General features: G+C 66.0%; 22 protein-coding genes and 1 pseudogene. 16 read left to right on the top strand and 7 right to left on the bottom strand.

What is annotated here, in order from left to right:
• Positions 1–7 precede the first annotated feature (7 nt).
• Positions 8–1,597, bottom strand: a complete 1,590-nt coding sequence (locus tag AC5Y3Z_RS13805; protein WP_463827206.1) for a multicopper oxidase family protein — start codon at positions 1,595–1,597, stop codon at positions 8–10.
• 331 nt (positions 1,598–1,928) lie between these two features.
• Between AC5Y3Z_RS13805 and AC5Y3Z_RS13800 the strand changes: the two genes are divergently transcribed.
• From AC5Y3Z_RS13800 to AC5Y3Z_RS13785, 4 genes and pseudogenes are all read left to right on the top strand, one after another.
• Positions 1,929–3,290 carry an HNH endonuclease signature motif containing protein gene (locus tag AC5Y3Z_RS13800; protein WP_463827207.1) on the top strand — a complete coding sequence of 454 codons (1,362 nt, stop codon included), beginning with the start codon at positions 1,929–1,931 and terminating at the stop codon, positions 3,288–3,290.
• 39 nt (positions 3,291–3,329) lie between these two features.
• Positions 3,330–3,554, top strand: a pseudogene (locus AC5Y3Z_RS13795) (LuxR C-terminal-related transcriptional regulator); the annotation flags it as partial.
• Positions 3,555–3,666: 112 nt separating this feature from the next.
• Positions 3,667–4,476 carry an SDR family NAD(P)-dependent oxidoreductase gene (locus AC5Y3Z_RS13790; protein ID WP_463827208.1) on the top strand — a complete coding sequence of 270 codons (810 nt, stop codon included), beginning with the start codon at positions 3,667–3,669 and terminating at the stop codon, positions 4,474–4,476.
• A 17-nt stretch (positions 4,477–4,493) separates the two neighbouring features.
• Positions 4,494–4,901, top strand: coding sequence for a DoxX family protein (locus AC5Y3Z_RS13785; protein WP_463827209.1), 408 nt, complete (start codon positions 4,494–4,496; stop codon positions 4,899–4,901).
• Positions 4,902–4,908: 7 nt separating this feature from the next.
• Here AC5Y3Z_RS13785 and AC5Y3Z_RS13780 read toward each other — a convergent pair whose 3' ends face one another.
• From AC5Y3Z_RS13780 to AC5Y3Z_RS13760, 5 genes are read right to left on the bottom strand one after another with little or no spacing between them, the layout of a single operon-like run.
• Positions 4,909–7,026, bottom strand: a complete 2,118-nt coding sequence (locus AC5Y3Z_RS13780) for a catalase (protein WP_463827210.1) — start codon at positions 7,024–7,026, stop codon at positions 4,909–4,911.
• Between the two features lie 46 nt (positions 7,027–7,072).
• Complete coding sequence (locus AC5Y3Z_RS13775) at positions 7,073–7,939, bottom strand: glycosyltransferase family 2 protein (RefSeq protein ID WP_463827211.1); 867 nt, start codon at positions 7,937–7,939, stop codon at positions 7,073–7,075.
• Positions 7,936–8,823 (bottom strand): glycosyltransferase, encoded by an 888-nt coding sequence (locus AC5Y3Z_RS13770; protein WP_463827212.1) that lies wholly within the window; start codon positions 8,821–8,823, stop codon positions 7,936–7,938. Before AC5Y3Z_RS13770 ends, AC5Y3Z_RS13775 begins: the two co-directional genes overlap by 4 nt.
• A complete protein-coding gene (locus AC5Y3Z_RS13765; protein ID WP_463827213.1) occupies positions 8,807–10,045 on the bottom strand; it encodes a glycosyltransferase in 1,239 nt (412 codons plus the stop codon). The genes AC5Y3Z_RS13770 and AC5Y3Z_RS13765 overlap by 17 nt, the downstream gene beginning before the upstream one ends.
• The gene (locus AC5Y3Z_RS13760) at positions 10,042–11,109 is read right to left on the bottom strand and encodes a glycosyltransferase family protein (protein ID WP_463827492.1); all 1,068 of its coding nucleotides are present in this window, start codon (positions 11,107–11,109) and stop codon (positions 10,042–10,044) included. The genes AC5Y3Z_RS13765 and AC5Y3Z_RS13760 overlap by 4 nt, the downstream gene beginning before the upstream one ends.
• A gap of 205 nt (positions 11,110–11,314) precedes the next feature.
• On the opposite strand from AC5Y3Z_RS13760, the gene AC5Y3Z_RS13755 reads away from it, so the two are divergent.
• The 12 genes from AC5Y3Z_RS13755 (at position 11,315) to AC5Y3Z_RS13700 (ending at position 24,968) form a co-directional block, all read left to right on the top strand.
• Entirely contained in the window at positions 11,315–12,826 is a 1,512-nt protein-coding gene (locus AC5Y3Z_RS13755) for an FAD-dependent oxidoreductase (protein ID WP_463827214.1), read from the top strand.
• A gap of 82 nt (positions 12,827–12,908) precedes the next feature.
• Entirely contained in the window at positions 12,909–13,580 is a 672-nt protein-coding gene (locus AC5Y3Z_RS13750; RefSeq protein ID WP_463827215.1) for a TetR/AcrR family transcriptional regulator, read from the top strand.
• The gene (locus AC5Y3Z_RS13745; protein ID WP_463827216.1) at positions 13,577–13,771 is read left to right on the top strand and encodes a ferredoxin; all 195 of its coding nucleotides are present in this window, start codon (positions 13,577–13,579) and stop codon (positions 13,769–13,771) included. The genes AC5Y3Z_RS13750 and AC5Y3Z_RS13745 overlap by 4 nt, the downstream gene beginning before the upstream one ends.
• A 2-nt stretch (positions 13,772–13,773) precedes the next feature.
• Positions 13,774–15,012 carry a cytochrome P450 gene (locus tag AC5Y3Z_RS13740; RefSeq protein ID WP_463827217.1) on the top strand — a complete coding sequence of 413 codons (1,239 nt, stop codon included), beginning with the start codon at positions 13,774–13,776 and terminating at the stop codon, positions 15,010–15,012.
• A 29-nt stretch (positions 15,013–15,041) separates the two neighbouring features.
• Complete coding sequence (locus tag AC5Y3Z_RS13735; RefSeq protein ID WP_463827218.1) at positions 15,042–16,199, top strand: amidohydrolase family protein; 1,158 nt, start codon at positions 15,042–15,044, stop codon at positions 16,197–16,199.
• Positions 16,196–17,428: a M24 family metallopeptidase gene (locus tag AC5Y3Z_RS13730; RefSeq protein ID WP_463827219.1), complete on the top strand. Its 1,233-nt coding sequence runs from the start codon at positions 16,196–16,198 to the stop codon at positions 17,426–17,428. Before AC5Y3Z_RS13735 ends, AC5Y3Z_RS13730 begins: the two co-directional genes overlap by 4 nt.
• On the top strand, positions 17,418–18,536 hold the full coding sequence (locus AC5Y3Z_RS13725) for a M24 family metallopeptidase (protein ID WP_473139699.1): 1,119 nt from the start codon (positions 17,418–17,420) through the stop codon (positions 18,534–18,536). The genes AC5Y3Z_RS13730 and AC5Y3Z_RS13725 overlap by 11 nt, the downstream gene beginning before the upstream one ends.
• A gap of 2 nt (positions 18,537–18,538) precedes the next feature.
• Complete coding sequence (locus tag AC5Y3Z_RS13720; RefSeq protein WP_463827221.1) at positions 18,539–19,507, top strand: enoyl-CoA hydratase/isomerase family protein; 969 nt, start codon at positions 18,539–18,541, stop codon at positions 19,505–19,507.
• On the top strand, positions 19,507–21,879 hold the full coding sequence (locus AC5Y3Z_RS13715) for a CaiB/BaiF CoA-transferase family protein (RefSeq protein ID WP_463827222.1): 2,373 nt from the start codon (positions 19,507–19,509) through the stop codon (positions 21,877–21,879). Before AC5Y3Z_RS13720 ends, AC5Y3Z_RS13715 begins: the two co-directional genes overlap by 1 nt.
• 16 nt (positions 21,880–21,895) lie before the next feature.
• The gene (locus tag AC5Y3Z_RS13710) at positions 21,896–22,702 is read left to right on the top strand and encodes an SDR family NAD(P)-dependent oxidoreductase (protein WP_463827223.1); all 807 of its coding nucleotides are present in this window, start codon (positions 21,896–21,898) and stop codon (positions 22,700–22,702) included.
• Between the two features lie 134 nt (positions 22,703–22,836).
• Complete coding sequence (locus tag AC5Y3Z_RS13705; RefSeq protein ID WP_463827224.1) at positions 22,837–23,865, top strand: NAD-dependent epimerase/dehydratase family protein; 1,029 nt, start codon at positions 22,837–22,839, stop codon at positions 23,863–23,865.
• 20 nt (positions 23,866–23,885) lie between these two features.
• Positions 23,886–24,968, top strand: coding sequence for a hypothetical protein (locus AC5Y3Z_RS13700; protein WP_463827493.1), 1,083 nt, complete (start codon positions 23,886–23,888; stop codon positions 24,966–24,968).
• On the opposite strand, the gene AC5Y3Z_RS13695 is transcribed toward AC5Y3Z_RS13700, so the two are convergent.
• Positions 24,926–26,140 carry a peptidoglycan DD-metalloendopeptidase family protein gene (locus AC5Y3Z_RS13695; protein WP_463827225.1) on the bottom strand — a complete coding sequence of 405 codons (1,215 nt, stop codon included), beginning with the start codon at positions 26,138–26,140 and terminating at the stop codon, positions 24,926–24,928. The genes AC5Y3Z_RS13700 and AC5Y3Z_RS13695 overlap by 43 nt on opposite strands.
• Between the last annotated feature and the right edge of the window lie 21 nt (positions 26,141–26,161).

Raw genomic sequence — 26,161 nt, 5'->3', positions numbered from 1 at the left:
GACGGCGTCAGATCAGGTAATCCAGCCGCGTCATCATTCCTGCGTGTTGATGATATGTGTTGTGACAGTGCATCACCCACGTCCCGGGGTTATTGGCGATCAGGACGGCACGCATCTTCTGCTTCGGCAGCACGATGACGGTGTCTTTGCGAGCGCCGAGGGAGCCGTCTGATTTGACCACCTGGAATGTGTGGCCGTGCAGATGAATCGGGTGGTACATCATGGTGGGGTTGTCGAACACCAGGGTCGGCCGCTGGCCTTCTCGGATGTGCAGCGGTTTCGTCCTGCTGTACGGCTCGCCGTTGATCGTCCAGTCATACTTGGCCATCGTGCCGCCGAGTACGACCGGCAGTTCGAGGCCGGGGTCCGGTCGCCCGAGGTTGACCGATGTTGTGGCGGTGAACTTCTCGATGGTGCCGACACGGCGGGTGAGTTCCGCGGGCCGGAACCGGGGGTCGGGTGGACTGCCCATCCCGGTGGACAACAATGCCCGGGTGACGGCGTTCTTCCCCTCGGCGGCTGCGACGAGCGGGAAGACGCCGTCGGCCGCGGTCACGTAGACGTCGTAGCGCTCGGCCATGCCGATCAGCAACGCGTCGACCTGGGTGGGGATCACCGGGTAGCCGTCCGTGTGGGTGACCGTCATGGGGTGGCCCGCCAATGCGACCCGGAACGTGGTGTCCGAGGCGGTGTTGATGAGCCGGATTCGGATTCGTTGGCGGGGTTTGGCATTGAATGTTGTTGCGGCGTCCGAAATTCGTCCGTTGACCAGGTAGTAGGGGTAGGCGATGTCGCCGGCATCGCCGCCGAGTAAGTCGCTGGTGCCGACCTCACCTGCCGTTCCTTCCGGCATCCCTGGCATACCGGGCATCCCGCTGGTCGGGCTGGGCGGAGCCGAAGAGGCCGTCGTGGTCGACGTGGTCGTGGGTAGCGGTGGCGGGCTGGGTTGTCTGTTCGGGTCGGTCAGGGCTTCGTAGAGCTGCTGCGGTGACTTACCGACACCGTCGGTCCAATCATCGAGCACCACAATCCATTCCGCATCGTAGTGGCCCATTTCGGTCGGATCGTCGACGATGAACGGCAGGTAGAGACCTTTGTCGGCATCGAGACCGGTATGGGGGTGAGCCCAGTACGTTCCCGAATCCGGGACGGAGAACCGGTAGGTGAAGTTCTGGCCGGCAGGGATGTTCGGTGTCGCGGGTTCGGCGCCGTCCATGTCGTTGCGTATCGCCACGCCGTGCCAATGGACCGACGTGGGATGGTCGAGTCTGTTGGACACTGAGACGACGATCTCGTCGCCGATGGTGGACCGGATCAGCGGGCCCGGGATGCTGGCGCCGTAGGCGAACGTGTCGACGATCTTGCCGCCGATGTCGACCTTGGTCGCTTGCGGCGTGAGACTTGCTGTCACCGTGCGACCGCTGTGCGGACGGGTTGCTTCGGCCGCGGCGATGGCCCCGGACATCGTCGGCTTGGTGGTTACCGACCGTTCGCACGCGACGAGCGCCGCACCGCCGGCGATACCTGCGGCGATGAAGCCGCGTCTGTTGAACCTGGCCGTTTCGAAGGGGTTGCCGCTGGTCGGTTGTCCCGGCATTGACAGCTCCTCATACGCGTTCATGGATGCCTGATGCTGGAATGCGCCTCCTACCCTGCTCAGCCGCGGCTGTTCCCGCAACCTCTGCACTGAACCTGCTGTGCGAGCCGGTGCGGGTCCAGCTTCACGTCGGTAACTCGAGGGGGCGCAGTGATGTCTTGGGAAATGTGCTGGCGCATCTGCTGTCACGTGCCGGTCGGGGTGGGGCGGCTGCTTATCTGTTAGACGCATTCCGGTGCCGTTCGGTTCCATCTATCTTGAGTGAATTATGTTCTGGCGCAACCGTTTATCGCTCATCTGGTTGTCGGTGGTGGTTCGTAGAATCATTGGCATGGCAACCAGTTCGCGCGATGAGATCGTGGCGGTCTTCGACGCGCTCGATGCTGGGTTGGATCGGTTGTGTGGGTTGTCGTTTGAGGTGTTGACCACCCCGGAGCGGTTGCGGGCCTTGCAGCGACTGGAACGGATGGCGCGCCGGTTGCGGGTCCCGCAGCACCCGTTGATCAATCAGCTCGCCGCCCAGGCCGACAAAACCGAGTTGGGGGGCACGTTGTGTGAGGCGCTGGCCACCCGGTTGTGCATCACCAAACCCTGCGCCGCCCGCCGCATCGCCGAGGCCGTCGATCTGGGTCCGCGCCGGGCGTTGACCGGCCAACCGTTGGAGCCGGTGCTGTGCGCGACCGCAGCCGGCCAGCGCGCCGGGCGCATCGGCGACGGGCAGATCACCGTGATCCGCGACTTCTTCAAACATCTACCCGCGGCGGTCGATGCGTTGACCCGCGAGGCCGCCGAAGCGGATCTGGCCGACAAAGCCGCCTGGCAGCGCCCCGATGAGCTGGCCGGCTACGCCCAGCACATGATGAACTGCCTGCACCCTGACGGGGACTTCTCCGATGAGGAACGCACCCGATCGCGCGGGATCACCCTGGGTGCCCAGCAGCGTGACGGCATGTCGACGATCAGCGGGCTGATCACCCCCGAACTACGCGCAGCGATCGAAGCGCTGTGGTCCAAACTGGCCGCCCCGGGCATGGCCAACCCCGCCGACGACGCCCCGGTCATCGACGGCGAACCCGACCCCGAGGTCGCCGGTGGGGATCGGCGCAGCACCGCCCAGCGTCAGCACGACGCGACGCTGGCCGCCCTGCGGGCGCTGTTCGCCTCCGGGGACCTGGGCACCCACCGCGGGCTGCCGGTCACCATCATCGTCACCACCACCCTGCAAGACCTCGAAGCCGGTACCGGCACCGGGCGCACCAGCGGCGGAACCCTGCTGCCGATCTCCGATGTCATCCGCATGGCCAGCCACGCCCACCACTATCTGGCGCTGTTCGATCACGCCAAACCGCTGGCGCTGTACCACACCCAACGCCTGGCCTCACCGGCCCAACGCATCATGCTGCACGCCAAAGACCGCGGCTGCACCAAACCCGGCTGCGACGCCCCCGCCTACCACAGCGAAGTCCACCACGTCACCGCCTGGACCAAAACCCGACGCACCGACATCACCGACCTCACCCTGGCCTGCGGCACCCACAACCGCCTGGCCGAACACGGCTGGACCACCCGCACCAACACCCACGGCCACACCGAATGGCTCCCCCCACCCCACCAAGACCACGGCCAACCCAGAACCAACACCTACCACCACCCCGAAAAACTCCTCAACCCCGAACACGACGACGAACCGTAGCGCCGCCGGTGAAAAGCGTGTGCCACCAGCAGATTAACTGCGCTGTCCGCTGAGGACGCCATCAGTTACGCACTGCGCGGAAGGGGCGAACGCAAGCGGCTTTCGAGCGGTTGGGCGGCGCTGACCCCGACCGAACTAGATGTGGCCCGTCTTGTCAGCGATGGACTGGCCAATAAGGACATCGCTGCGCGCATGTTCATCTCCCGCGTGCAATTGGCGCAAGAAGCCGTGCGTCAGAACGCTATTCCGGGAAAGCATCGTTGACCGGACTATCGGTCCGCGTTGCCGTCAGCCGTTCGGCCGGGTATTCGTCGCCGACAGCGGCTCTTAAATCAACTGCTTGACTTAATACCTGTATCGCCGATTAACTCGACGGGTGACCAACGAACTGACGGATAAGGTTGCCGTCATCACCGGCGGTGCTTCAGGCATCGGACGCGGGCTCGTGGAGCGGTTTGTCGCCGAGGGCGCGCGGGTGGTGATGGCCGACATCGACACTGCTAACGGCGAGGCCCTGGCCAAGGCGCTTGGACCGAACGCCCTGTTCCACCGCACCGACGTGTCGGACCCCGAACAGATCGGCGCGCTGGTGGCGGCGACGGTCGACAAATTCGGTGGGCTGCATGTCATGGTGAACAACGCCGGGATCTCCAGCCCGCTGGGCCGTCTGCTGGACGACGACTTCTCGAACTTCCACCGCGTGATGGCGGTCAACGTGCTGGGGGTGATGGTCGGCACCCGAGACGCTGCCCGGCACATGGCCGCCCATGGCGGTGGCTCCATCATCAACATCAGCTCGATCGGGGGGATCCTCGCCGGTGGTGGCGTCGCGACCTACCGGGCGTCCAAGGCGGCGGTAATTCAATTCACCAAATCCGCGGCAATCGAGTTGGCATACCACGAGATTCGCGTCAACGCGATTGCGCCCGGCAACATCCCGACCCCGATCCTGGCGTCGTCCGCCGCCGGTATGGACCCGGCGGAATTGGAGCGGTTCGAGGCGAACATCCGACAGACGATGCGCGACGACCGGCCGCTGAAGCGGGAGGGCACACCCGATGACGTCGCCGAGGCGGCGCTGTACTTCGCCACTGAGCGGTCGCGCTACGTCACAGGGACGGTGCTGCCCGTGGACGGTGGAACGGTGGCCGGCAAGGTGATGCGGTCACGGAAGCGCGAAACATAAGCGCGGGACGCAACGACATGCTGCGCACCGTGTTCCGCATCGCCCTCGGTGCCTTCCTGATCTTCGCCGGCGTCGGCCACCTCAGCTTCGCCCGGACCACGTTCTACGCACAGGTTCCGCCGTGGCTGCCGGTGAGCGCCGATTTCGTCGTCATCGCCTCGGGTGTCGTCGAGCTAGCGCTGGGAGCCGCCCTGCTGGGACCCACCCGGTGGCGGGTGCCGGTCGGGTGGCTGGTTGCGCTTTTCTTCGTGCTGGTCTTTCCGGGCAATATCTCCCAGTTCGTCACGCACACGGACGCATTCGGGCTCGATTCCGACCTGGCCCGTGGCGTCCGGCTGCTGTTGCAGCCGCTCCTGGTGATCTGGGCTCTATGGTGCACCGGCGCGTGGACGGCGTGGCGGAACCGCAGATCCCAGGGCGGCTAGCAACCCGTTACCTCTTCTTGGCCGGCGGGATCGCCGACGCCATCACCTTCGGCGCCCGGTCCCACACCCGGTGCATCCCGAGGGCTGCCAGCAGTGCCGCGGTAGCTTTCTTGTCGACGTCGTCGGAGACCAGCACCCCGGGGTCGTCGGCAGAGATGCCGGCCTGCTGCAGCACGGCAACCCCGTCGCCCCAGGCCGCCACCGGCTTGCAGTGCCGGAATGCCTCCTGCAGCAGAGTCACCAGCTTGATATCCCCGCTGGGCGTGGTTCCGGCGGCGACGATCACGGCGTCGAATTCGATGGACCGAGCGGTCAGTAAGGTGCGTTCCACGATCTCAATCCGTCTGCCCGACTTCAGTTTTCCGCCTACCGGTGCGGTGAGCAGCGGGACGGCGCCTGCGGCCAGCACAGCCTTCACCAATTTCGAGACGCCCGCGAGGTCCGACCCCGCGTCGGCGATGATGCCGACCTTGCGGCCGTCGACCGGTCCGGGCTCGGTGTACACCTGGGACAATGCCGCTGAGGTGGTGACGTCCTTCGGCGGATTACCTTTCGGCGCAGGCAATCCCAGCCCGGCAGCGACCTGCTCGCACAGGTCGGTGTCGACGTTGGCGAGCACCTGCAGTTCGCGTTCTTTGATCTCCTGCTCGTAGCACTTGCCGAGTTCGAAGGTGAACGCCTCGATGACGTGCAGTTGTTCGACGCGGCTGAGGCTGCGGTAGAAGATCGCGGCCTGGCTGAAGTGATCGTCGAACGAGGCGGGGTTCTCCCGGACGGTCGGGCCCTGGACCGCCCGCGGCGTCTGCACGTAGCCACCGTCGTCGACACCGGCCACCTCGGGTTCACCGTCGTCAATGCTGTTGGGACGGTACGGGGCCAGCCCTTCGTGGATTGCCGTCTGATGCATGCCGTCGCGCAGCATGTCGTTGACCGGGCAGTGCGGTCGGTTGATCGGCAACTGCGTGAAGTTAGGCCCGCCCAGCCGGGTCAGCTGGGTGTCGAGGTAGGAGAACAACCGAGCCTGCATCAGTGGATCGTTGGTCGGCTCGATACCGGGAACCAGGTTGCCGGTGTGAAATGCGACCTGTTCGGTTTCGGCGAAATAGTTGGTGGGATTGCGATTCAGCGTGAGCTTGCCGATCAGGGTGACCGGAACCAGTTCCTCCGGAACGAGTTTCGTCGGATCGAGCAGATCGATTCCTTCGTAAGTATCGGTGCCGTCGTCCGGCATCACCTGAATGCCGAGTTCGTATTCGAGGAAAGCGCCGGCGTCGATCGCATCGGCCATGTCGCGGCGGTGGAAGTCCGGATCGCATCCGGCGGCGATCTGCGCTTCCTCCCACACCAGCGAATGCACGCCGGCCGCCGGCTTCCAGTGGAACTTGACCAGACTGGTCTTGCCCTTCCGGTTCACCAACCGGAAGGTGTGCACGCCGAATCCCTCCATGGTGCGGTACGAGCGCGGGATACCGCGGTCACTCATGTTCCAGAACACGTGATGGGTGGCCTCGGTGTGCAGCGACACGAAATCCCAGAAGGTGTCATGGGCGGATTGCGCCTGCGGGATCTCCCGGTCCGGGTGGGGCTTTGCGGCGTGCACGACGTCGGGGAATTTGATGCCGTCCTGGATGAAGAACACGGGAATGTTGTTGCCTACCAAGTCGAAGTTGCCTTCGTCGGTGTAGAACTTCACCGCGAAACCGCGGGTGTCCCGCACCGTGTCGGCCGATCCGCGCGAGCCGAGAACCGTGGAGAAACGGCAGAAGACGTCAGTTTTCCGGCCTTTGCGGGCCAGGAAGCCGGCTCGGGTGTAGTCCGAGGCATTGCCGTAGGCCTCGAAGACGCCGTGCGCTGCGGCGCCCCGGGCGTGCACCACACGCTCTGGAATGCGCTCGTGGTCGAAATGGGTGATCTTTTCCCGGAGATGGAAGTCTTCGAGCAGGCTGGGCCCGCGGTTACCGGCTTTGAGCGAGTGATCGGTGTCGGGCAGGCGCACACCTTGTGCGGTGGTGAGGAACTTGCCCTGCTGGGAACGCGGGTCGGCCTCGAGGTCGTCGCCGTTGCTGGCGCCGGTCGGGCTGGTGCGGCGCGGGGTGGATTGGGAGGGCTTGCGGGCGGGGGGCATCTCGAACTCCTGGGCTGTTTGTTGTTATAGGCGCGGGTTGCCGGTTTTATTGCGCTGAAACGCTGTGATTGCCCGGCGGTGCGCGGACGGCTGCGGTTCGTACCGGGCATCCGTCGTCCTGGCGGACGATAAGGCCTTGTCCCTCAAACGCGGACAGCCAGCCCTCCATCGGCCACCATCCCCAGCGCTGGTGGAAAATCGCCGCATTGCGCAGGATGTCGTCGAGGTGATCCACGGGCGGATCGGCCACGGGGTGGTACTGGTGAAACGCGTGTGCCCCGCCCACCCAACGCATCGGCACTCCACGGGCTGCAGCGCATTGAGCAAAGTCGGTGTCCTCACCACCGTAGCCGCGGTACCTGGCGCAGAACCCCCCGATTTCCTGCCAGACACCGCAGTTCACCGCGAAGGACAACGACCAGAACAACGAGTAGTCCACAGTGTCGAGGACGGTGCCGTCCTCGGGCGCCGGTCGGGCCGGATGCGGATCTGGGTGCGCGCACAGTTGTGCGATGACGTAGCCACCTGGCCCCGGGGGCTGCAGGTATGTGACGGGTCCGCACAGGAGTGCGGAGGCGTGCTCCGGCCGGCGTGCGACGTCCAGGTAGCGCTCGATCAGCGTGGCGCCCGGGATGCAGTCGACGTCAAGAAAGATCAGCAGCTCGGCACCGTGTTCCTGCGCGGTCTGCGCGCCGAGATTGCGTGCCGATCCGATCGGCAGCGGCGGCGGTGCCGGACAGTCGACGACGATCGCCGGCGCGCCTGCCGCAGCTACGGTTTCGGCGACGGCGGGATCGCCGAGCGCGACGACGACGTGGGTGTCCGGCATCAGGGTGCTGCGAGCTAATCCCTCCAGTTGCCGCTGCAGGTGCGCGCCCCGGCCGTGCACGGTGGTGATGACAGCGGTCCTCATGCTGCGCTCGGGCTGCATCGTTGCGCGGTGGCTTCGATGGCGGTGGCGGCACGCGCGGCGGCACCCTCGACTTGCCAGCGGCGCCAGCGGTCCGGGTCGCTCGAAGAGGCGTGCGCCAGTAGCGCGGGCCAGGCTCGTGCATTGGGCGAGCTCTTGGCGACCACCGCGAGTCGATGCCGCTTGAGCACATTCGCGGTGGCTTTCTGCTCGTCGAAGGGCCGCGGCTCGGGGACGACGACTGCTGGTCGTCGTGCGGCGGCGACGTCGGCCACCGACCCTTGACCCGCGTGCGTCACGACCACATCCGCGGCACAGATCTGCGGCCACGGATCTGCGATCCAGGAACCGCTACCGCCGCCCAGCGCGGTCCAGGTGAAGCCGGGATAGGTTGCCGCGCAATCCTCTAACGCCGCACCGAACGTGCCGTCGGCTCCGCCGAGGACCAGCACCCGCATGCCCTCCGGTGATGTCGCCGTGCGTACCCGCCCGCCGGAAGTGCAGTCAGAGCGGTCCTCGAATCGACTGATGCCGCCGACGTAACTGGTCTTGTCCTCGTAAGGCCGCAACCAGGACGGCACGCACAGGTCTCGCGGCCACGCCGCCACGATGTGATCGGCGAGCCGGTGCACCAGCAGATGTGGGGCGTCAACACGCTTGCCGGGCAACGCCATCACGATCACCGGCACGCCGAGCAGCCGAACGAAGGTCGCCACTTCGACCGACACGTCGACGACGACGGCCGCCGGTTGCGCTCGCCCGACCCAGCTCGCGATCTCGTGCATCCGCGCAGTGAACCCGGGGTCGTGATAGGGCGCCCAGTGCAGGGCGCCGTGCGCAGTGGGCTCGCCAACCGCGACCGCCGCGTCGTCACGCGACAATCTCATGATCGCCGAAAAGGGGTGTGGCTGAGCGATATCCAGCGATGTCAGCGCCGTCACCGGATACTGCATTCGGGCGCAGATACTGGCCGCCCGCGCCAGATGTCCGAAACCTTGGTGGTGGATGTAGTAGCCGATCATCGGACCTACCCGTCGAGTCATCGATCATGTGGCGGTACACGTCGCAGTAGGCGCTGACCATCGCCTTCGACGAGCAGCGGCGAACAGCGTGATCGCGTACCTGTTTTCGGGGGAGCCGGACCGCCGCTGCGACGGCGTCCGCCATCGCCGGCACGTCATCGGCGGCGACCAACCGGCCGACGTTGTCGTCGACGAGTTCGGGAATGCCGCCGCGGGCGAACGCCACGACCGGGGTGCCGCACGCCATCGCTTCGGCGACGACCAGACCATACGGTTCGTCCCAGGCCGGGGTGACCAGCGCCGCGGCGGCCGCGCCCACCAGATCGGCCAACTGGTCGTGGTCGAGATGGCCGGCGTAGCGAACGCCGTCGTCCAATTCCGGAGCCACGCGTTCGGTGAAATACCGCGGGTCGCTGATGGGACCCGCCAGCGTCAGCCGCCGCCCGCTCCGGCGGGCGGCGGCAATCGCGAGATGTGGCGCTTTTTCCGGGGTTATCCGGCCGAACCACACCAGGTCCGGCCCACCGGCACCGAGCGGCCATTGTGCGGTGTCGATTCCGTTGGGCACCACGGTGACCCGGCCGATCGTGTGTCGCCACGACGCAGCGGTGTGGTGTGACACGGCGGCGAAGCGGCCGCAGTCACCGTTGGCGGCGTCGATCGCCGACTCCAGCCACGGCGTCGGCGGCGTATGGACGGTGGTCAGCATCGGCGCCGGCAGCATCGAGGCCATCGCGACCGGGAGGTAATGCAGGCTGTGGTTGTGGATCACGTCGAACTCGTCCTTGCCGGGCCCGGCCAGCCACATCATCAGCGACAGATAGGCGTGGTGGTCGGCCATGAACGCCGGAGCCGGCATCGAGACATCACCGCGGGCCGCCTCGGACAAACCCAGCGGACGCAGATCCAGAGAGCGGCATTGCAATGCGGTGTCCGAACCCGGCGCGGCGAACAGCGAGACCCGGCAGCCGCCGGCAGCCAGGCCGCGTGCCAGCTGGAAAACATGTGCCTCCAGCCCGCCGGCAAAGGGCTGGCGGATCGGGAACCGGTTGGATGCGATCAGCGCGACATGCAACGGTGCGGTCATGCCAGCACGCTCTGGTAGATGTCTTGGTGGGCTTCGGCGAGTTGACGACGTTCGGCACGGCGCTGCGCCCAAGTCGCGCGCGGAGCGGGTTCACCGGCTGCCCAGCGCAGGTAGGCATCGTTGATCGCCCGGTCGAGGGACGATTCGTCGAAGGTGTGCTCGTCGAACTCGAACACGCCACACGGTCGCTGCTGGTGATAGAACCCGCAACTGGGCGCCACGACGGCGGTGCCCAGATCAAAGCATGCCTCCAGCCACCCCGAATGGGTGCCGAACCGGTACGGCAGCACCGAGACCGCAAGGGAGGCAAGGTATTCCCAGAGTTCGTCGTCGGAGAAGTACGGGTGCACCCGCACGTCCAGTTGCGCATGGCCGCGATAGTCCAGCAGGGCAAACCCGATCTCCGGTGCGAACCAGTGGTTGGCCGGATCGAAGATCTCGTCGTGCACGTTGATCTGCAATACCGCGTCGGGGAAAGCCGGCACGATCTCGGCAAGGGCGGCTATCACCGGCAGTGGATCCATATTGGCGCGCACACTCTTGACGTGCACGCCGACCACGAACCTGTCGCGAGGTGTGCGGGGATGATCGATGCGTCGCCGATCCAGCACATGCGGATGCGGCAATACCCGCGCGTGCCGCTGCCACCGTTGCCGGATCAGTTCTGCCGCACCGGGAGTCAGTGTGATCAACTCGTCGGCGGCCGCGATCAGCACATCCTGCTGCTCGGCGTGGGCGCCCGGTTCGGGGTGGTGGGGGTTACGCAGATCGTGCACGGTGTACACCAGCGGCTTGTGCCGCATCTGCAGTTCCCGGACCACGTCGTTCAGCACCTCAGGCCCAATCGCGTCGAAGCCGAAATGGACATGGAACACGTCGAACAGTTCGTGGTGACCACTGACCCACCCGCGTTCGAGCATCAGCGGCGGCCACCAGCCGCCGGGCACCGTGCAACCGTCAGCTGGTACCGGATCATCGAGTCGCACAACGGCATCCGCGCAATGATCAGTCAGGTGCCGCACGTAGACGTGCGACGCGGGAACCGAAGCGACACGCAAGACAATTCCTTCCGCGACCGAGGTGAAGAAGAGAACGATCGCGCCGGAATCTCGGGCAGCCACCGCTGGCTGCGACCCGGCCGCGATCTCGTTCCTGCTGATTGAAGAACAAAGCCCCTGCGTAGTACCCGCGATCAAGGGGGCCAAACGCCGGCCGATGCAGTGACCTGGCGGTCCGTTTGCGGGGAGCGATTACGGGTACGAAAAGGCGGTGACTTCGCTATGGCTGGAGAATCGGACCGGAAAACCCTGGGCGGCGAGCAGGCTTGGTGACGGGCCACCGTCCGCCGACGTCATCGTGGTCGGTGCCGGCATCACCGGTTTGACCACCGCAGTGCTCTTGGCGCGCGCGGGCAAGGACGTGCTTGTGTTGGAAGCACGGACCGTCGGCGCCTGCGCGACCGGAAACACCACCGCCAAAATCAGCCTGTTGCAGGGCACTCACCTGTCCAAGATTCTGCCCAAGCACGGCCGGGACACCGCGCGCGCCTATCTGGACGGCAACCGCGAAGGAATGGAGTGGATCCTCCACCACTGTGACAAGCACGGGGTCGCGGTCCAGCGGGAGGATGCGTACACCTACGCCCAGTCCGGCGACGGCGTCAATTCGGCGCGCGCGGAGTTCAATGCGTGCCAGACGGTGGGGCTACCGGTCACCTGGGAGGACGACGCCGACGTCCCGTTCCCGTACCACGGTGGCGTGCGACTGCGCGAGCAGGCGCAGTTCGATCCGATGAAGTTCCTCGATGCGCTCGTCGTCGAATTGCTGGAGCACGGTGGGCGATTGGTCGAGCACGCCCGGGTACGCAGCGTGTCCACCCGCGGCAGCGGGGTGCGGGTCCGGGTCAACGACGAGGCGCAGCAGGATCTCGACGTGCACGCCGAGCACCTGGTGCTGGCCACCGGGATGCCGATTCTGGACCGCGGCGGTTACTTCGCCCGGGTCAAACCGCAGCGGTCCTACTGTCTGGCGTTCAAGGTCCCCGGCACCATCACCCGTCCGATGATGATCTCGACTGATTCGCCGACCCGCTCGGTGCGCTACGCACCCGTGCCGGACGGCGAGTTGCTGATCGTCGGCGGTGCAGGGCACACCGTGGGGCGCGAGAAGAGTCCGTCCAAGGCGCTGGACGAGCTGTCGTCGTGGACCAAGCGCCACTTTCCGGGCGCCGCGCAGACGCATTTCTGGTCGGCACAGGATTACAGCCCGATCGACGAATTGCCGTACGTGGGTCCCATCCTGCCCAATCTCGACAGCATCTACATCGCAACGGGATTCAACAAATGGGGAATGACGAACGGCCCCGCCGCCGCATTGGCGCTGTCGAGCCGGATCCTGGGCGGACGGATGGACTGGGCCAGCGCCTTCGCCAGCTGGAGCCGGCATGAGCTGACGGGACTGGGCACCGCGCTGCAGTCCAACCTTGAGGTCGGGTTCAACCTGGGCCGGGGCTGGATCACCCCAGCAACCCGCTGGACCAACCGCAGCCCCGGGCCGGACGAAACCGGCGTCGTCAGCGGGCCGCCCTGGCATCTGGAGGCCAGGTCCCGCGTGGACGGCGTCGAGCACACCGTCTCTCCGGTGTGCCCGCACCTCGGCGGAATCGTCAACTGGAACGACGCCGACCAGGCCTGGGAATGTCCGCTGCACGGATCGCGCTTCGCGCCGGACGGCACGCTGCTGGAGGGGCCGGCTACCACCGATTTGACCGCCTCGCGGTGAGTGGTCGCGACCGGTGGCCGACGGTACCCATGTTTAAATCAATCGCTTGACTTAATACCCGGTGACGGGTTGACTGGGCGGCATGACGACCGTCGGCCGAGCCGTGCGCAGCGACCGGGCCAGCTCCACGCAGGAGGCGATCCTGGTTGCCGCCGAGCGACTGTTCGCCGAGCACGGGGTGTTCGCCGTGTCCAACCGGCAGGTCAGCGAGGCCGCCGGGCAGGGCAACAACGCGGCGGTCGGATACCACTTCGGCACCAAAGCGGACCTGGTACGGGCGATCGAGCAGAAGCATCGCGGCCCGATCGAGCAGCTGCGCATGCAGATGGTCGCGGCGATGCCGGATGCCGTGGGGATGCGGGGGTGGGTGGCCTGTCTGGTCTGCCCGCTCACCGAGCACCTCGAGGCCCTGGGCAACCCCACCTGGTACGCCCGCTTCGCCGCCCAGGCCATGACAGACCCGGCCTACCACAACATCGTCGTCAAGGACGCGCTGAGCTCGTCGTCGTTGGTTCGGGTGATCGACGGCATCAACAGCTGCCTACCGGACCTGCCGATCGCCGTGCGGTCCGAACGAAACATCATGGCGCGCAACCTGTTGATGCACACCTGTGCCGATCTCGAGCGCGCGCTGGCCGAAGGCGCCTCGACGCCGCGGCCGTCCTGGCGTGCGGCGGCCACCGGACTGATCGACGCGATCGTGGGCCTGTGGTTGGCGCCCGTCACTCCGGTGGACGAGGAGCTGGGCCGATGAAAATCACCGTCGACCAGGACAGTTGCGCATCGTCGGGCAACTGCGTGATGAATGCGCCGGAAGTATTCGACCAGCGTGACGAGGACGGTGTCGTCGTCCTGCTCAACCCAACGCCACCCGCCGACCAGGCCGAGGGCGCCCGCAAAGCCGCTGCCTTCTGCCCGGCACTGGCCATCCAGATCGAGGAGTGAACGTGTCCGACACACTCACAGACACCACCACCGACACCGACATCCCCGAATATCCGATGGTCCGGGCAGCTGGGTGCCCGTTCGCGCCGCCCCCGGACGTGATGGCGCTGGCCGCTGCCAAACCGCTTTCCCGGGTACGGATCTGGGACGGCAGCACCCCCTGGTTGATCACCGGCTATGAGCAGTGCCGGGAGCTCTTCTCGGATTCGCGGGTCAGCGTCGACGACCGGATTCCTGGCTTCCCGCACTGGAACGAACGCATGCTGTCCACAGTGCACAAGCGGCCGCGATCAGTCTTCACCTCCGACGGCGAAGAGCACACCCGATTCCGGCGAATGTTGTCCAAGCCCTTCACCTTCCGGCGCGTAGAGGGTCTTCGCACGGCGATTCAACAGATCACCGACGACCACATCGACAAGATGCTCGCGGGCCCGCAGCCGGCCGACCTCGTCGCCGCCATCGCGCTTCCCATCCCGTCGCTGGTGATCAGCCAACTGCTGGGGGTGCCCTACGAGGACGCCGAGATGTTCCAGGAGCACGCCAATGTCGGCCTCGCTCGCTACGCGACCAGCGAGGACACCGTCAAGGGCGCGATGAGCCTGTACAAATACCTGTCCACATTGGTCGAGACCAAGATGGAAAACCCCGCTGAGGACGCGGTTTCCGACCTGGCCGAGCGAGTCAAGGCCGGTGAACTCAGCCTCAAGGAGGCCACCCAGTTGGCCAGCGGCCTGCTGATGGCCGGGCACGAGACCACCGCCAACATGATCGGGATCGGCGTCCTTGCGCTGCTGCAGAATCCCGACCAGCTGCCGGCCATCCGGGATGCCGACGACCCCAAGATCGTCGCCAATGCGGTGGAGGAACTGCTGCGCTACCTCAGCATCATCCAGAACGGTCAGCGCCGCGTCGCCGTGGAGGACATTGCCATCGCCGGTGAGGTCATTCGCGCGGGCGAGGGGATCATCATCGATCTGGCCCCGGCGAACTGGGATGGAAAAGCGTTCACCGACCCCGACCGCCTGTACCTACACCGCTCGAACGCGGACCGCAATGTGGCCTTCGGTTACGGCCGGCACCAGTGCGTCGGTCAACAGCTGGCACGCGCGGAGCTGCAGATCGTGTTCCGCACTCTGTTCCAGCGGATTCCCACCATGACGCTGGCCGTCCCGTTCGAGGAGATCCCGTTCAAGCACGACCGGCTCACCTACGGCGTCCACGAACTACCGATCAGCTGGTAAGCCCTTTCACAGCCCGAGAGAGGTCAATGATGACAAGCACGCTCTATCCCCCGAAAGGCTTTGGCGCACCGAAAGATCGCAAAGGCCACGCCCTCGGCAGCAATGTCGGTCTGCCCGCCGGTACGGAGGTGTTCTCCGCCGACAACCACATCTCGCTGGCCGCGGACATCTTCTACGAGCGCTTCCCGGAAGACCTCAAGGACAAGGCACCCCGGATCTGGTACGAGGACGGTGCGTATCAGGTCGGTCGCAAGGGCCAGTCGTTCCTGCCCGGCGACTTCAGTGCCGTGCTCATGCAGTACGACGACCTGCCCGGGGCCGCCAGCACCAACATCGACGCGCGCATTCAGGAATTACGCGAAGACGGTGTCGACAAGGAACTCGCCTTCCCCAACGCCGTGCTGGCGCTGTTCCACTACCCGGACAAGAAGCTGCGCGAAATCACCTTCCGCATCTACAACGAGTACATCGCGGAGTTGCAGGAGCGCTCCAACGGGCATTTCTACGGTGCCGGACTGATTAACTGGTGGGACCCGGAGGGCACTCGCCGGACGCTAGGCGAGTTGAAGTCGTTGGGGCTCAAGACATTTCTGCTGCCGCTGAACCCGGGCAAGGACGACGACGGAAACATCATCGACTACGGCAGTACCGCCATGAAGCCGGTGTGGGACGAAATCGAGGCCGCTGGGCTTCCGGTCACACATCACATCGGGGAGACTCCGCCGAAAACGCCGTGCCAGTTCAACAGCGTCGTCGTCGGCATGATGATCAACATCGACGGCTTTCGCGAGCAGTTCGCGAAGTACCTTTTTACCGGAATTCTGGACGATCACCCCGGGCTGCGGATCGGCTGGTTCGAAGGCGGAATCGCCTGGGTGCCGTGGGCTTTGCAGGATGCCGAGCACCTGGTGGCCTCCTACCAGCACATGTTCAACCGGCCGCTGGAGCACGACGTGCGCTACTACTGGGACACCCACATGAGCGCCTCGTTCATGGTCGATCCGCTGGGTCTGGAATTGATCGACCGGATCGGTGTCGACAAGGTCATGTGGTCCAGCGACTACCCGCACAACGAAAGTACCTACGGGTACTCGGAGAAGTCGCTGGCGGCCGTCGTCGAGGCGGTCGGGCCGGAGCAGGCCGCCCGGGTGGTCAGCGGCAACATCAGCGAATTCCTGGGCTTGTGAGCACAGTCACCGAAACCATTGGCGGGCTGGCGATCCCGGAGACTCCCGACCTGACCCGGCTGCGGCGCGAGACGGGCGCGCGGTTGCGCACCGCGATGGCCGATCGCGGCGTCGATGCCTTGGTGTTGCTCGGCAACAACGCCGTCGTCTACGCCACCGGAACGAGTTGGCCGCTGGGTGATGCCGGGCTGTCTTATGTCGAGCGGCCGGTGGCCGTGGTGCTCGCCGACGACCCGTGGCCGCACCTGTTCCTGCCCTTCCGCGAAGGCGCCGTGCAGGAGTCGGACCTGCCCACCGACCATCTGCATGGTCCGGTGTACCTCGAATTCGACGAGGGGGTGGCAGATTTCGCCCGGCAGCTCGCGGAACTGGTCCCGACCGGGTCGACCGTCGCGGTCGACGAACTCACCGGTGCCATGTCGCGCGCACGGAAGTCGTTGTTTCCCCACGGTGCTCCCGTCGACGCGGCCGCGGTGGTCAGTGCCGCCAAGGTGGTCAAGACCGTCGACGAACTCGCCTGCATCCGCACCGCGGTCCGGATCACCGACGAAGCGATGGTCGAAGTGCAGCAGGCACTTGCCCCCGGCATCCGTCAGATCGACCTGTCGGGCCGCTTCCTGCGCCGGGCCTTCGAACTGGGTGCGATGGCCAGCATGCTGGAACCGATCTGGCAGGTGATGCCGCGCAGCAAGGCCGAGGGTGTGTGGACCACCCACGGCGACCTCGCGCTGCCGTTGCTCAGTACCGAGCGCGAACTCGGCAAAGGCGACGTGTTGTGGACCGACGTCAGCATCACCTACCAGGGCTACTGTTCGGACTTCGGACGGACCTGGATCGTCGGGCAGGATCCGTCGCCGCGGCAGCAGGCGCAGTTCGACAAGTGGCGGCACATCATGGACGCGGTGCTGGACGTGGCCCGCGCCGGCGTCACCGCCGCTGACCTGGGCCGGGCGGCCATCGAAGCCAACGGCGGTGCCCGGCCGTGGCTGCCGCACTTCTATCTGGGTCACGGCATCGGCGTCAACGCGGCCGAAATGCCGATGATAGGAACGGATCTCGGCAACGAGTTCGACGAGAACTTCGTGCTGCAGTCCGGCATGGTGCTGGTGGTCGAACCGGTGGTGTGGGAAGACGGCACCGGCGGTTACCGCAGCGAGGAGGTCCTGGTGATCACCGAGGAAGGCTCGACGAGGTTGACCAACTACCCTTACCGCCCCTATGGCGACTGAGGTTCTGGCCGACGACAGGGCACTGCGCCTGGGTCGTCGGGAACGCGCGCTGGCCCAGATGGCCGAACACGACCTGGACGTGCTGGTGCTGGGCCGGCAGGCCAATGTCCGCTACGTCACCGGCGCACCACAGCTCTGGGTGGCGGGAACCCGCCCGTTCGGGCCCACCTGTGTGCTGGTGCGTGCTACCGGCGCGATCCACCTGCTCAGCACGTGGGACGAAGGGGTGCCCGACGACATCCCGCACGAGAACCTGTACGGCATCTCGTGGAATCCGGTGAACACCATCGCCGCGCTGCGGCGCATCGAGGGTGCCGACACCGCTCGCCGGGTCGGAACCGACGCGCTCTCACCGGTTTTCGGGCAGTTGCTGCCCACCGCCTTCCCGAATGCTGAACTGGTGGACGGCGAACTGGCCATGCGTGCTGCCCGCCGGATCAAGACCGACGATGAAATCGCCGCCCTGCGTGAATCGGTCGCGGTGGCCGAGGCGGCGCTGGCCGTCGCGGTGGCCGAACTGCGGCCCGGGGTGACCGAGCAGACCCTGGCCGGGGTGCTGCTGGAGGCGCTGGCCGCCGGCGGAGTCAGCACCCCGTCGAATCAGGATGTGGCGTGGGTGACGTCGCGGGAGCATCCCTGGCGGCGGGCCGGCAACCCCGGTGGGGTGCAGCCCGGCGACCTCGTAGCGCTGTCGGCCGGTGTGGTGGCCGGTGGCTACATCGGCGAGGTGGGCCGCACCTGGCCGGTGGGAACGGTTGCCGGTGCGCCGGCGATATTCGCGCGTTGGGATCGCCTGTGGGGCAAATTGGTAGCGGCGTGCAGCCCGGGCAACGGAGCCGGTGAGCTGTTGGCGGCCTACCAGGCCGCAGGGGAGCCGGCACCGCCGATGCCGGTGGCCCGCGGACTGGGGATGGGTTTCGACCCGCCTGTCGTCTCCGCTCGCTTACCCGGCACGGCGGACGGTGAGCGACTGGAGCCGGGGATGGTCCTTGCGGTCACCGGTTACGTCTGGGAACCGGGCGTCGGCGCGGTCTTCGGACGCGAGGCGGTGTTGATCACCCGTGACGGTCCCGAAGTGCTGACTGCCAGTCCGGCCTGGCACGGCTGAGCATGGGGGCCAAGGCGGACAAGCTGATCCGATATGACAAGGACGCCAAGACCCGCATCGCCACCATCACCTTCGACCGGCCGGAGTATCTGAACGCGCCCACCATCGCGGCCCGGCGGCGCTACGCCGCCCTGTTGCACCGGGCCGGCATCGACGACGACGTCAAGGTCGTGGTGATTCGCGGCGAAGGGCCCGACCTCGGCTCCGGCGCAGATCTCGTGGAGTTCATCCGAGCCAAGGACGCGGTCGAGCCCGAGCCGCTGCTCGCCGAATTCGGGATCGCCGCAGGGGAAGTCAGTTATCCACCGAAAGGCTCGTTTCGCCACGGTGCCTCCATCGGAGCGTGGTATGCGAATCCGAACTCAGGGATACGTGGCTTGCAGGACTTCAAGAAGATCAGCATCGTGGAGGCCAAGGGGTACTGCTACGGCTGGCACTTCTATCAGGCCGCCGACGCCGACTTGGTGATCGCCAGCGACGACGCTCTGTTCGGGCACCCGTCCTTCCGCTATTACGGCTGGGGACCGCGCATGTGGTGGTGGGCGCAGACCATGGGCATCCGCAAATTTCAGGAAATGGTCTATACCGGACGTGCTTTCACCGCCGCGGAGATGTACGACTGCAACTTCCTGAACAGCGTGGTGCCCCGGGCGGATCTTGAGGCCGAAGTGGCGAAGTACGCGCTGGCGTGTGCCCGAAACCGGCCGACCGACACGGTTTTCATGCAGAAGACATTCTTCGAGATCATGAAACAGTTCCAGGGTGAATACCTGGGCAGCGTGCTCAGTGGCTTCTTCGAATCCGCCGGCGGTGCCGCACAGGCCGACCCGGGTGGTTTCGCACTGGCCGGGGCGATCGACGAAGGCCTGGGGGGCGCGGTCAAGGACAACGACGACAAGTTCCCCCCGGACTGGCGGTTGAGCAAGAAGGCACGCGCCGGCAAGGGCAATGGTCGAAAGAAGAAGCGCTAGTGGTCGAATCGCCGTTGACCGGTCTGCTGGTGATCGACCTGTCCAGCGGGATCGCGGGCGCCTACTGCACGAAGTTGCTGGCCGATGGCGGTGCCGACGTCGTCAAGGTCGAACCCCCCGACGGTGATCCGCTGCGTTCCTGGTCGGCCTCGGGCGCGCCGGTCCAGGGCGACGGCGCCTTGTTCAGCTTTCTGGCCGGCTCCAAGCACAGCGTCGTGGTGGATCCTGACGCCGACCTGGACCTGCTCGATCGGCTGCTGGCCGCGGCCGACGCGGTGATCTGGTCGCCCGGGTCCGCGGTGGCCGAAGTGGTTGCTCCAGAAGAGATCCGGTCGCGGTTTCCGCATCTCGTCGTCACCGCCATCACCCCGTTCGGACTGCACGGCCCCTGGCGAGACCGTGCGGCGACCGAGTTCACGCTGCAGGCCTGGTCTGGCGGGATCATCGGGCTGGGCCGCGGGGTGGCCGACCGCGCCCCGGTTTACGTCGGCGGCCAGGTGGGGGAGTATCTGGCCGGCGCCTACGCCAGCGCCGCCACCCTGACCGCGCGGTACCGCGGGGTTGGTGAGCTCATTGACATGTCGATGCTGGAGACCCAGATCCTCTGTCTCACTTACTATCCGGTGTCCTTCTTCGAGATGCTGGGGCGGCCGTGGCGGGATGCCCGCCGGCCCACCGTCCCTGGCGTGGCGGCCGCTCAGGATGGGCTGGTCGACCTCGGATGCGGCACCGCCCAACAGTGGTTCGACCTGTGTGCGATGGTCGGCCACGACGAGTGGATCGACGAGAACTCTTCGCTGTCCATCACCGAGCAGGCCAACATCCACGCCGACGAGATCTACGCGTGGGTACGCAGCCATCCGGTGGACGAGATTCGCGAACTGGCCACCGCCTTCCGGATACCGAACGCACCAGTGGCCAACGGCGCCAACATCGCAACGCTGGACCACTTCGTCGAGCGTGGCTCATTCATGTCCAACCCGCGTGACGGATTCGCCCAACCGGGCCATCCGTATCGGATGCATCCGGCGCGCTTGCGGCCGCCCGGGCCCGCTCCGCGACTGGGCGAACACACTGAGCAGTGGCGCTCCATCGACCCGCCCACGCGCCCGGTGCCGGCAGCCCGTGCCGAAGGGTTGCCACTCAGCGGCATACGGGTCCTCGACATGACGACGTTCTGGGCGGGCCCGTCCTGCACACACTTTCTGGCGATGCTGGGCGCCGAGGTGATCCACGTGGAATCCACCCGGCGTCCCGACGGCACCCGGCTGATCGCCGGAATCCCGGCCACCGTGGATCGGTGGTGGGAGAAGTCGCCGATCTTCGCGGCGCTGAACACCAACAAGAAGGGCGTGACCCTGGACCTGCAGAGTCCACGAGGGCGGGACCTGCTGCGGCAGCTGATCGCCACCTGCGATGTGGTCGCGGAGAACTTCACCCCCCGGGTGCTCGACCAGATCGGCTTGGATTTCGCTGCGGTGCAGGCTCTTCAGCCGGACGCGGTGATGCTGCGGATGCCCGGTTTCGGCTTGGACGGTCCGTGGCGGGACAACCCGGCCTTCGCCTACGTCATCGAGTCGGCGTCGGGGGTGAGCTGGCTGACCGGCTACGCCGACCGCACCCCGTTCGAGCCGTACTCGGTCGGTGACCCCAACGCCGGCGTGCACGCCCTCAACGCGCTGCTGCTGGCGTTGGAACACCGCCGCCGCACCGGGCAGGGCGTGCTGGTCGAGGCGGCGATGGTGGACGCCGCAATCAACATCGCCGCCGAGCAGTTGATCGAGTACTCCGCCTACGGCGCCCTGCTGGAAAGAGCCGGCAACCATGGGCCGACCGCCGCGCCGCAGAACCTGTACCGCACCAACGAGATCGATGAGTTCGGACGGCTGGACAGCTGGGTCGCGGTCGCGGTGGCCACCGACGAACACTGGCGCTGCTTGCAGACTGCACTCGGATCACCAACGTGGGCAATGGATCCGCGGTTGGACACCATCGCCGGCCGACGCGAACACGTAGACCTGATCGACGAACGGCTGTCCGCGTGGTGCGGGCAACGGACCGGTGACGAGATCGTCGGGATGCTCTGGGACGCCGGGGTTCCGGTGGCCAAGGTGATGCAACCGCACCGGCAGACCGAACTGCCCCAGCTGGCCGCCCGCGGCTTCTTCGAAGTCGTCGATCATCCGGTGCACGGCTCGGCTAGGCTCAGCACCGTGCCCATGCGGTTGTCCGACGGCCCCGACCGATTCCACACCCGGCCCGCACCGTTGCTGGGGCAGCACAACCACGAGGTGCTCACCGATCTGGGGTTGACCGCGGCGCAGATCGCCGAACTGGAGGCCGACGGTGTGATCGGCCGGGCACCAGCATGATTCGCAGGCGGTAACGGTGGCTATCGACCCGTCCAACATCCTGCTGACCGACCGCGTCGCAGTTGTCACCGGCGGCGGAGCGGGCATCGGCCGCGGTATCGCCGCCGGTCTGGTGTCCTTCGGCGCCAAGGTGGCCATCTGGGAACACAACCCGGACAGCTGTGCGCAAGCCGCGGAATCTATTGGTGCCCTGGGCATCACGGCCGACGTACGAGACGGCGGTCAGGTCGACGCCGCCCTGCAGCGCACTGCAGCCGAGCTGGGCACGCCGACGATCCTGGTGAACAATGCCGGTGGAGTGTTCTCCTCACCGCTGCTGGATACCACCGAAAACGGCTGGGACGCGCTGTATCGGGCGAACCTCCGGCATGTGTTGCTGTGCACGCAACGGGTGGCCCGGCTGATGGTGTCCGCCGGGCTGGCCGGCAGCATCATAGCGGTCACCTCTATCGAGGGGGTGCGCGCCGCACCAGGCTATGCGGCCTACGCCGCCGCCAAGGCCGGCGTGATCAACTACACCAGGACCGCCGCATTGGAACTGGCGTCGCACCGCATCCGGGTCAACGCCATCGCACCCGACATCACGCTCACCGAGGGCCTGGCGCAGCTCGGCGGGGCCGATGCGATAGCCGCGATCGGCAACGTCGTTCCGTTGGGTCGTCCCGGTCACGTCGACGAGATCGCCGGCACCGCAGTTTTTCTCGCATCTGACCTGGCGAGCTACATCACCGGACAGACCATCCATGTCGACGGCGGCACGCATGCGTCCAGTGGTTGGCACCGCAACCCGGAAACCGGCGACTACCAGCTCGGCCCACGTTAGTTCCTGAGCAGCGTCGACGCGGGCCGCACGGCGGGCATATTTGTCTCATCTTCGAGTGGGACGAAATGCCCTGACTTCGGCGGCGGCATCTATTAGGCTCGTGTGACACAGCTAACAGGTGAGGAATGAGTCGGATGGAAATACTTGTCACCGGGGGCGCAGGCTTCCAGGGCAGTCATCTGTCGGAGTCACTACTCGACCACGGGCACTGGGTGACTGTCCTGAATACGTCATCGAAGAGCGCGAGGCGAAATACCGCTGATTTTCGTTCGCACGAGCGAGCCGCTTTTATTTCGGGGTCGGTGACCGACGGGGAAATGGTCCATCGCGCGGTTCGCGATCATCACGTCGTATTCCATCTGGCCGCCAACATCAATGTCGACCAGTCGCTCGGTGATCCGGAGAGCTTCCTCGAAACCAACGTGATGGGTACCTACCGCGTACTCGAGGCGGTTCGGCGCTACAAGAACCGGTTGATCTACGTCTCGACCTGCGAAGTATATGGAGACGGGCACAATCTGCAGGAAGGTGAGCTTCTTGACGAGAGCGCAGAACTGAAACCGAACAGCCCCTACGGCGCCTCGAAGGCGGCGGCCGATCGGTTGTGTTACTCCTACTACCGCTCCTACGGTCTGGACGTCACCATCGTCCGACCATTCAATATCTTCGGGGTGCGCCAGAAAACCGGGCGATTCGGTGCTCTTATTCCGCGCCTCGTCCGGCAGGCGGTCAACGGCGAAAATCTGACGATCTTCGGCGACGGTTCGGCGACTCGCGACTATTTGTACGTGAGCGATATCGTCAATGCCTACAACCTCGTCCTGCAGAACACCACACTTCGTGGACGGGCTATCAACTTCGCAAGTGGCAAAGACACCAGAGTCAAGGACATCGTCGAATACATAGCCGGGAAGTTCGGCGCCGAGATCACCCGCCACGACGCGCGTCCGGGCGAAGTCGCACGTTTCCCGGCCAACATCGACCTCGCCAATAGCATCGGATTCCGGCCCGAAGTCGACATTTGGGACGGCATCGACCGCTATATCCAATGGGCGAAGGACCAACCCCGCTACTCCTACGAACAAGACGGCTGCAGCGGCGTCCTGACCCCCGCCGCCGGCCCTACCAGCAACGGATCTTCGGAGGCGAGGAACCTGAAGTGAATGGTCCGGCTGAGACGTCGATGCGTGCGGGCGGGCTCGACGGGGAATCATTGACGTCGCTGCGCGCGAAGGTCGACGCGTGGAGTGCCCACGACGCGCTGGCGCAGTTGGTTGCGATGTTCGGTGGAGTAGTGCCGCGGCACGACGATCTGGCAACCCGGTTGGCCTTCCTGGACGAGTTCAGCGAGGTATGGGATTACCGGGGACGGGCGAGGGCACATTCGAGCGGCCGGCGAGTGCAGTGCCAAGACGCCGACGGTGGGGCACGGTGGATGATCCCCCCGCTGGAAATGCCGGACGAGCAACTCGCGACGATAACGAGGCTGGCCCAGCGGCTGGGCCTCACACATGAATCGCGTCCCGCTGCAGACACATTCGACTACATGTTGGTGATCGGCACCGGGCGCTACTCGAACATGCTCCGAGCCAGGTGGGCGCGGGAACTCGCCGGCGAGAATCGCGTCGCCCATATCGTGCTTGCCGCCGCCTCCCGGCGGCTGTTGTCGACCGAACAGGACGCGGTCGCGTCCTGCGCCCCAGGCGCGCGTACCGAATTCGACCTGCTGGCCACCGCGGCGGCCGCCGCGTTCGGGATGGATACCTCCGAAGTGGTTCGGCGCGCGCGGCAGCTGGTCGACGACCCGCATCGGGGGCAGTTGGTGTGGCACTTCGGCGAAGACACCAACGATCTCGGGCTGCCCATCACACTGATCGAGGCGCCGTCGCCGGAGCCGAACAACCGCCGCGCCACTTCTGCGGATACGTTTACCTTCACCGCACGGACATTGGCCATGCAGCGGTCGAGTTGTCTGTTTGCGACTGGTCAGCCGTTCGTCCCCTATCAGCACTTCGACGCGCTGCGAACGCTGACCCTGCCGTTCGAAATCCGGATCGAGACAGCGGGCTTCGGCATCGACCGGTACGAGGGACTGCACGAGATGGACCTACAGCATCCCGCCAAACTGCTACAGGAGGTTCGTTCCACAATCCGGGCGGGCCGAAGCCTGGTGGAACGGATCGACGCCTACCGGACGAGCAGCCGCGCCGAGGTCGCCCACAATCATCCGTCGGCGGTGATCGTGCACGGTGTGGCCGGCGGGTAGCTGCCCGATACCGCGCGCAGCCGGCCCGGCGGCGGCCAGGGCCGCAGCCCCATGTTGCCCAAGAAGCGCAGCGGATTGACGTGCGCACCGCCGATCCGCGTCTCGAAGTGCAGGTAACCGTCCCGGTCGTCGGCGCCGAGGCAGCCGATCGGGGTACCCGCACGTATCCGGTCGCCGACTGCGGGTCGGCTGTTATCGCCGGGCCGAAACGTATAGCGGATCTCGGTATCGCTGTCAGCGATGGCCACCGAGTAGAGACCATTGATTTCGGTTGCGCGGCAGACAATTCCAGATATAACAGCGTAGACCGGGCTGCCGGGGTCAGCGGCGAAATCGACACCGGGATGGAAACCGTCCGCCCGGGGTCCGTAGCCGCGGCCGATCGCGCGCGGCTCCGCCTCGACCGGCAACCGGACACCCGGCTCGGCCCGGTCGAAGTCGCCGCGCACCCGCCGTCGGTAATCGGCCTTCAGTAGGTCGAGTTCGTCGAGTGCGTAGCCGAACAGCAGCGAGCGATCGTAGGCCACACCGAAGTTGTGCCGGAAATCCGGATCGAGCCGCATGTAGTGTTGGACTCTCGAAATCCGCTCCGCCAACGTCGACCAGCCGTTGTGGGTCAACCGGATTCCGTCGAGCTGCCCGATGCGACCGTGGTCGGTGATGTTGGCCGGCCAGTGTGAATTGTGCATGAGCTTGGGTCCCGCATACAGGCCGGGGCGCCACCGCCAGAACGGCCCGCGCAGTGCCTCGGCGGTGCCCATCACCGGCACCATGTCCGGGTACTCCGGATCATCCCAGCGGGAGGCCATCGGGCACATCAACGCCGTAACGTCATCGGGGGTGTGCGCCAGCACGTCACGGATGTCGATGTCGATCTGGAAAACCCAGTCGGCGTCGACCATCACCATCCAGTCCGGACGGCAGAAGTCGGCCATCCGGTAGAGCAACTCCAGCCCGGTGGACTCGGGGATCAACCAGGGCGTCGGAGGTAGATCTGGCCGTGCGCGAACAACATTGGTGACTTTGGGGTGGCTCGCCAGGATCGCCGCGGTGTCGTCGGTGCTGCGGTCGTCGATCGCGTAGATGTCGTCACAGAACGTGGCCAGCGAGTCCAAGGTGCCGGCCAAGGTCTTTCCGGCATTGTGGGCACGCGTCACTCCCAGAACCCGCATCATGGACTCCGCCGGATGGCG

Source organism: Mycobacterium sp. NGS61, assembly GCF_059812325.1.
The sequence above is the reverse complement of the archived record's forward strand: the minus strand, read 5'-3'. Positions and strand labels throughout refer to the sequence as shown.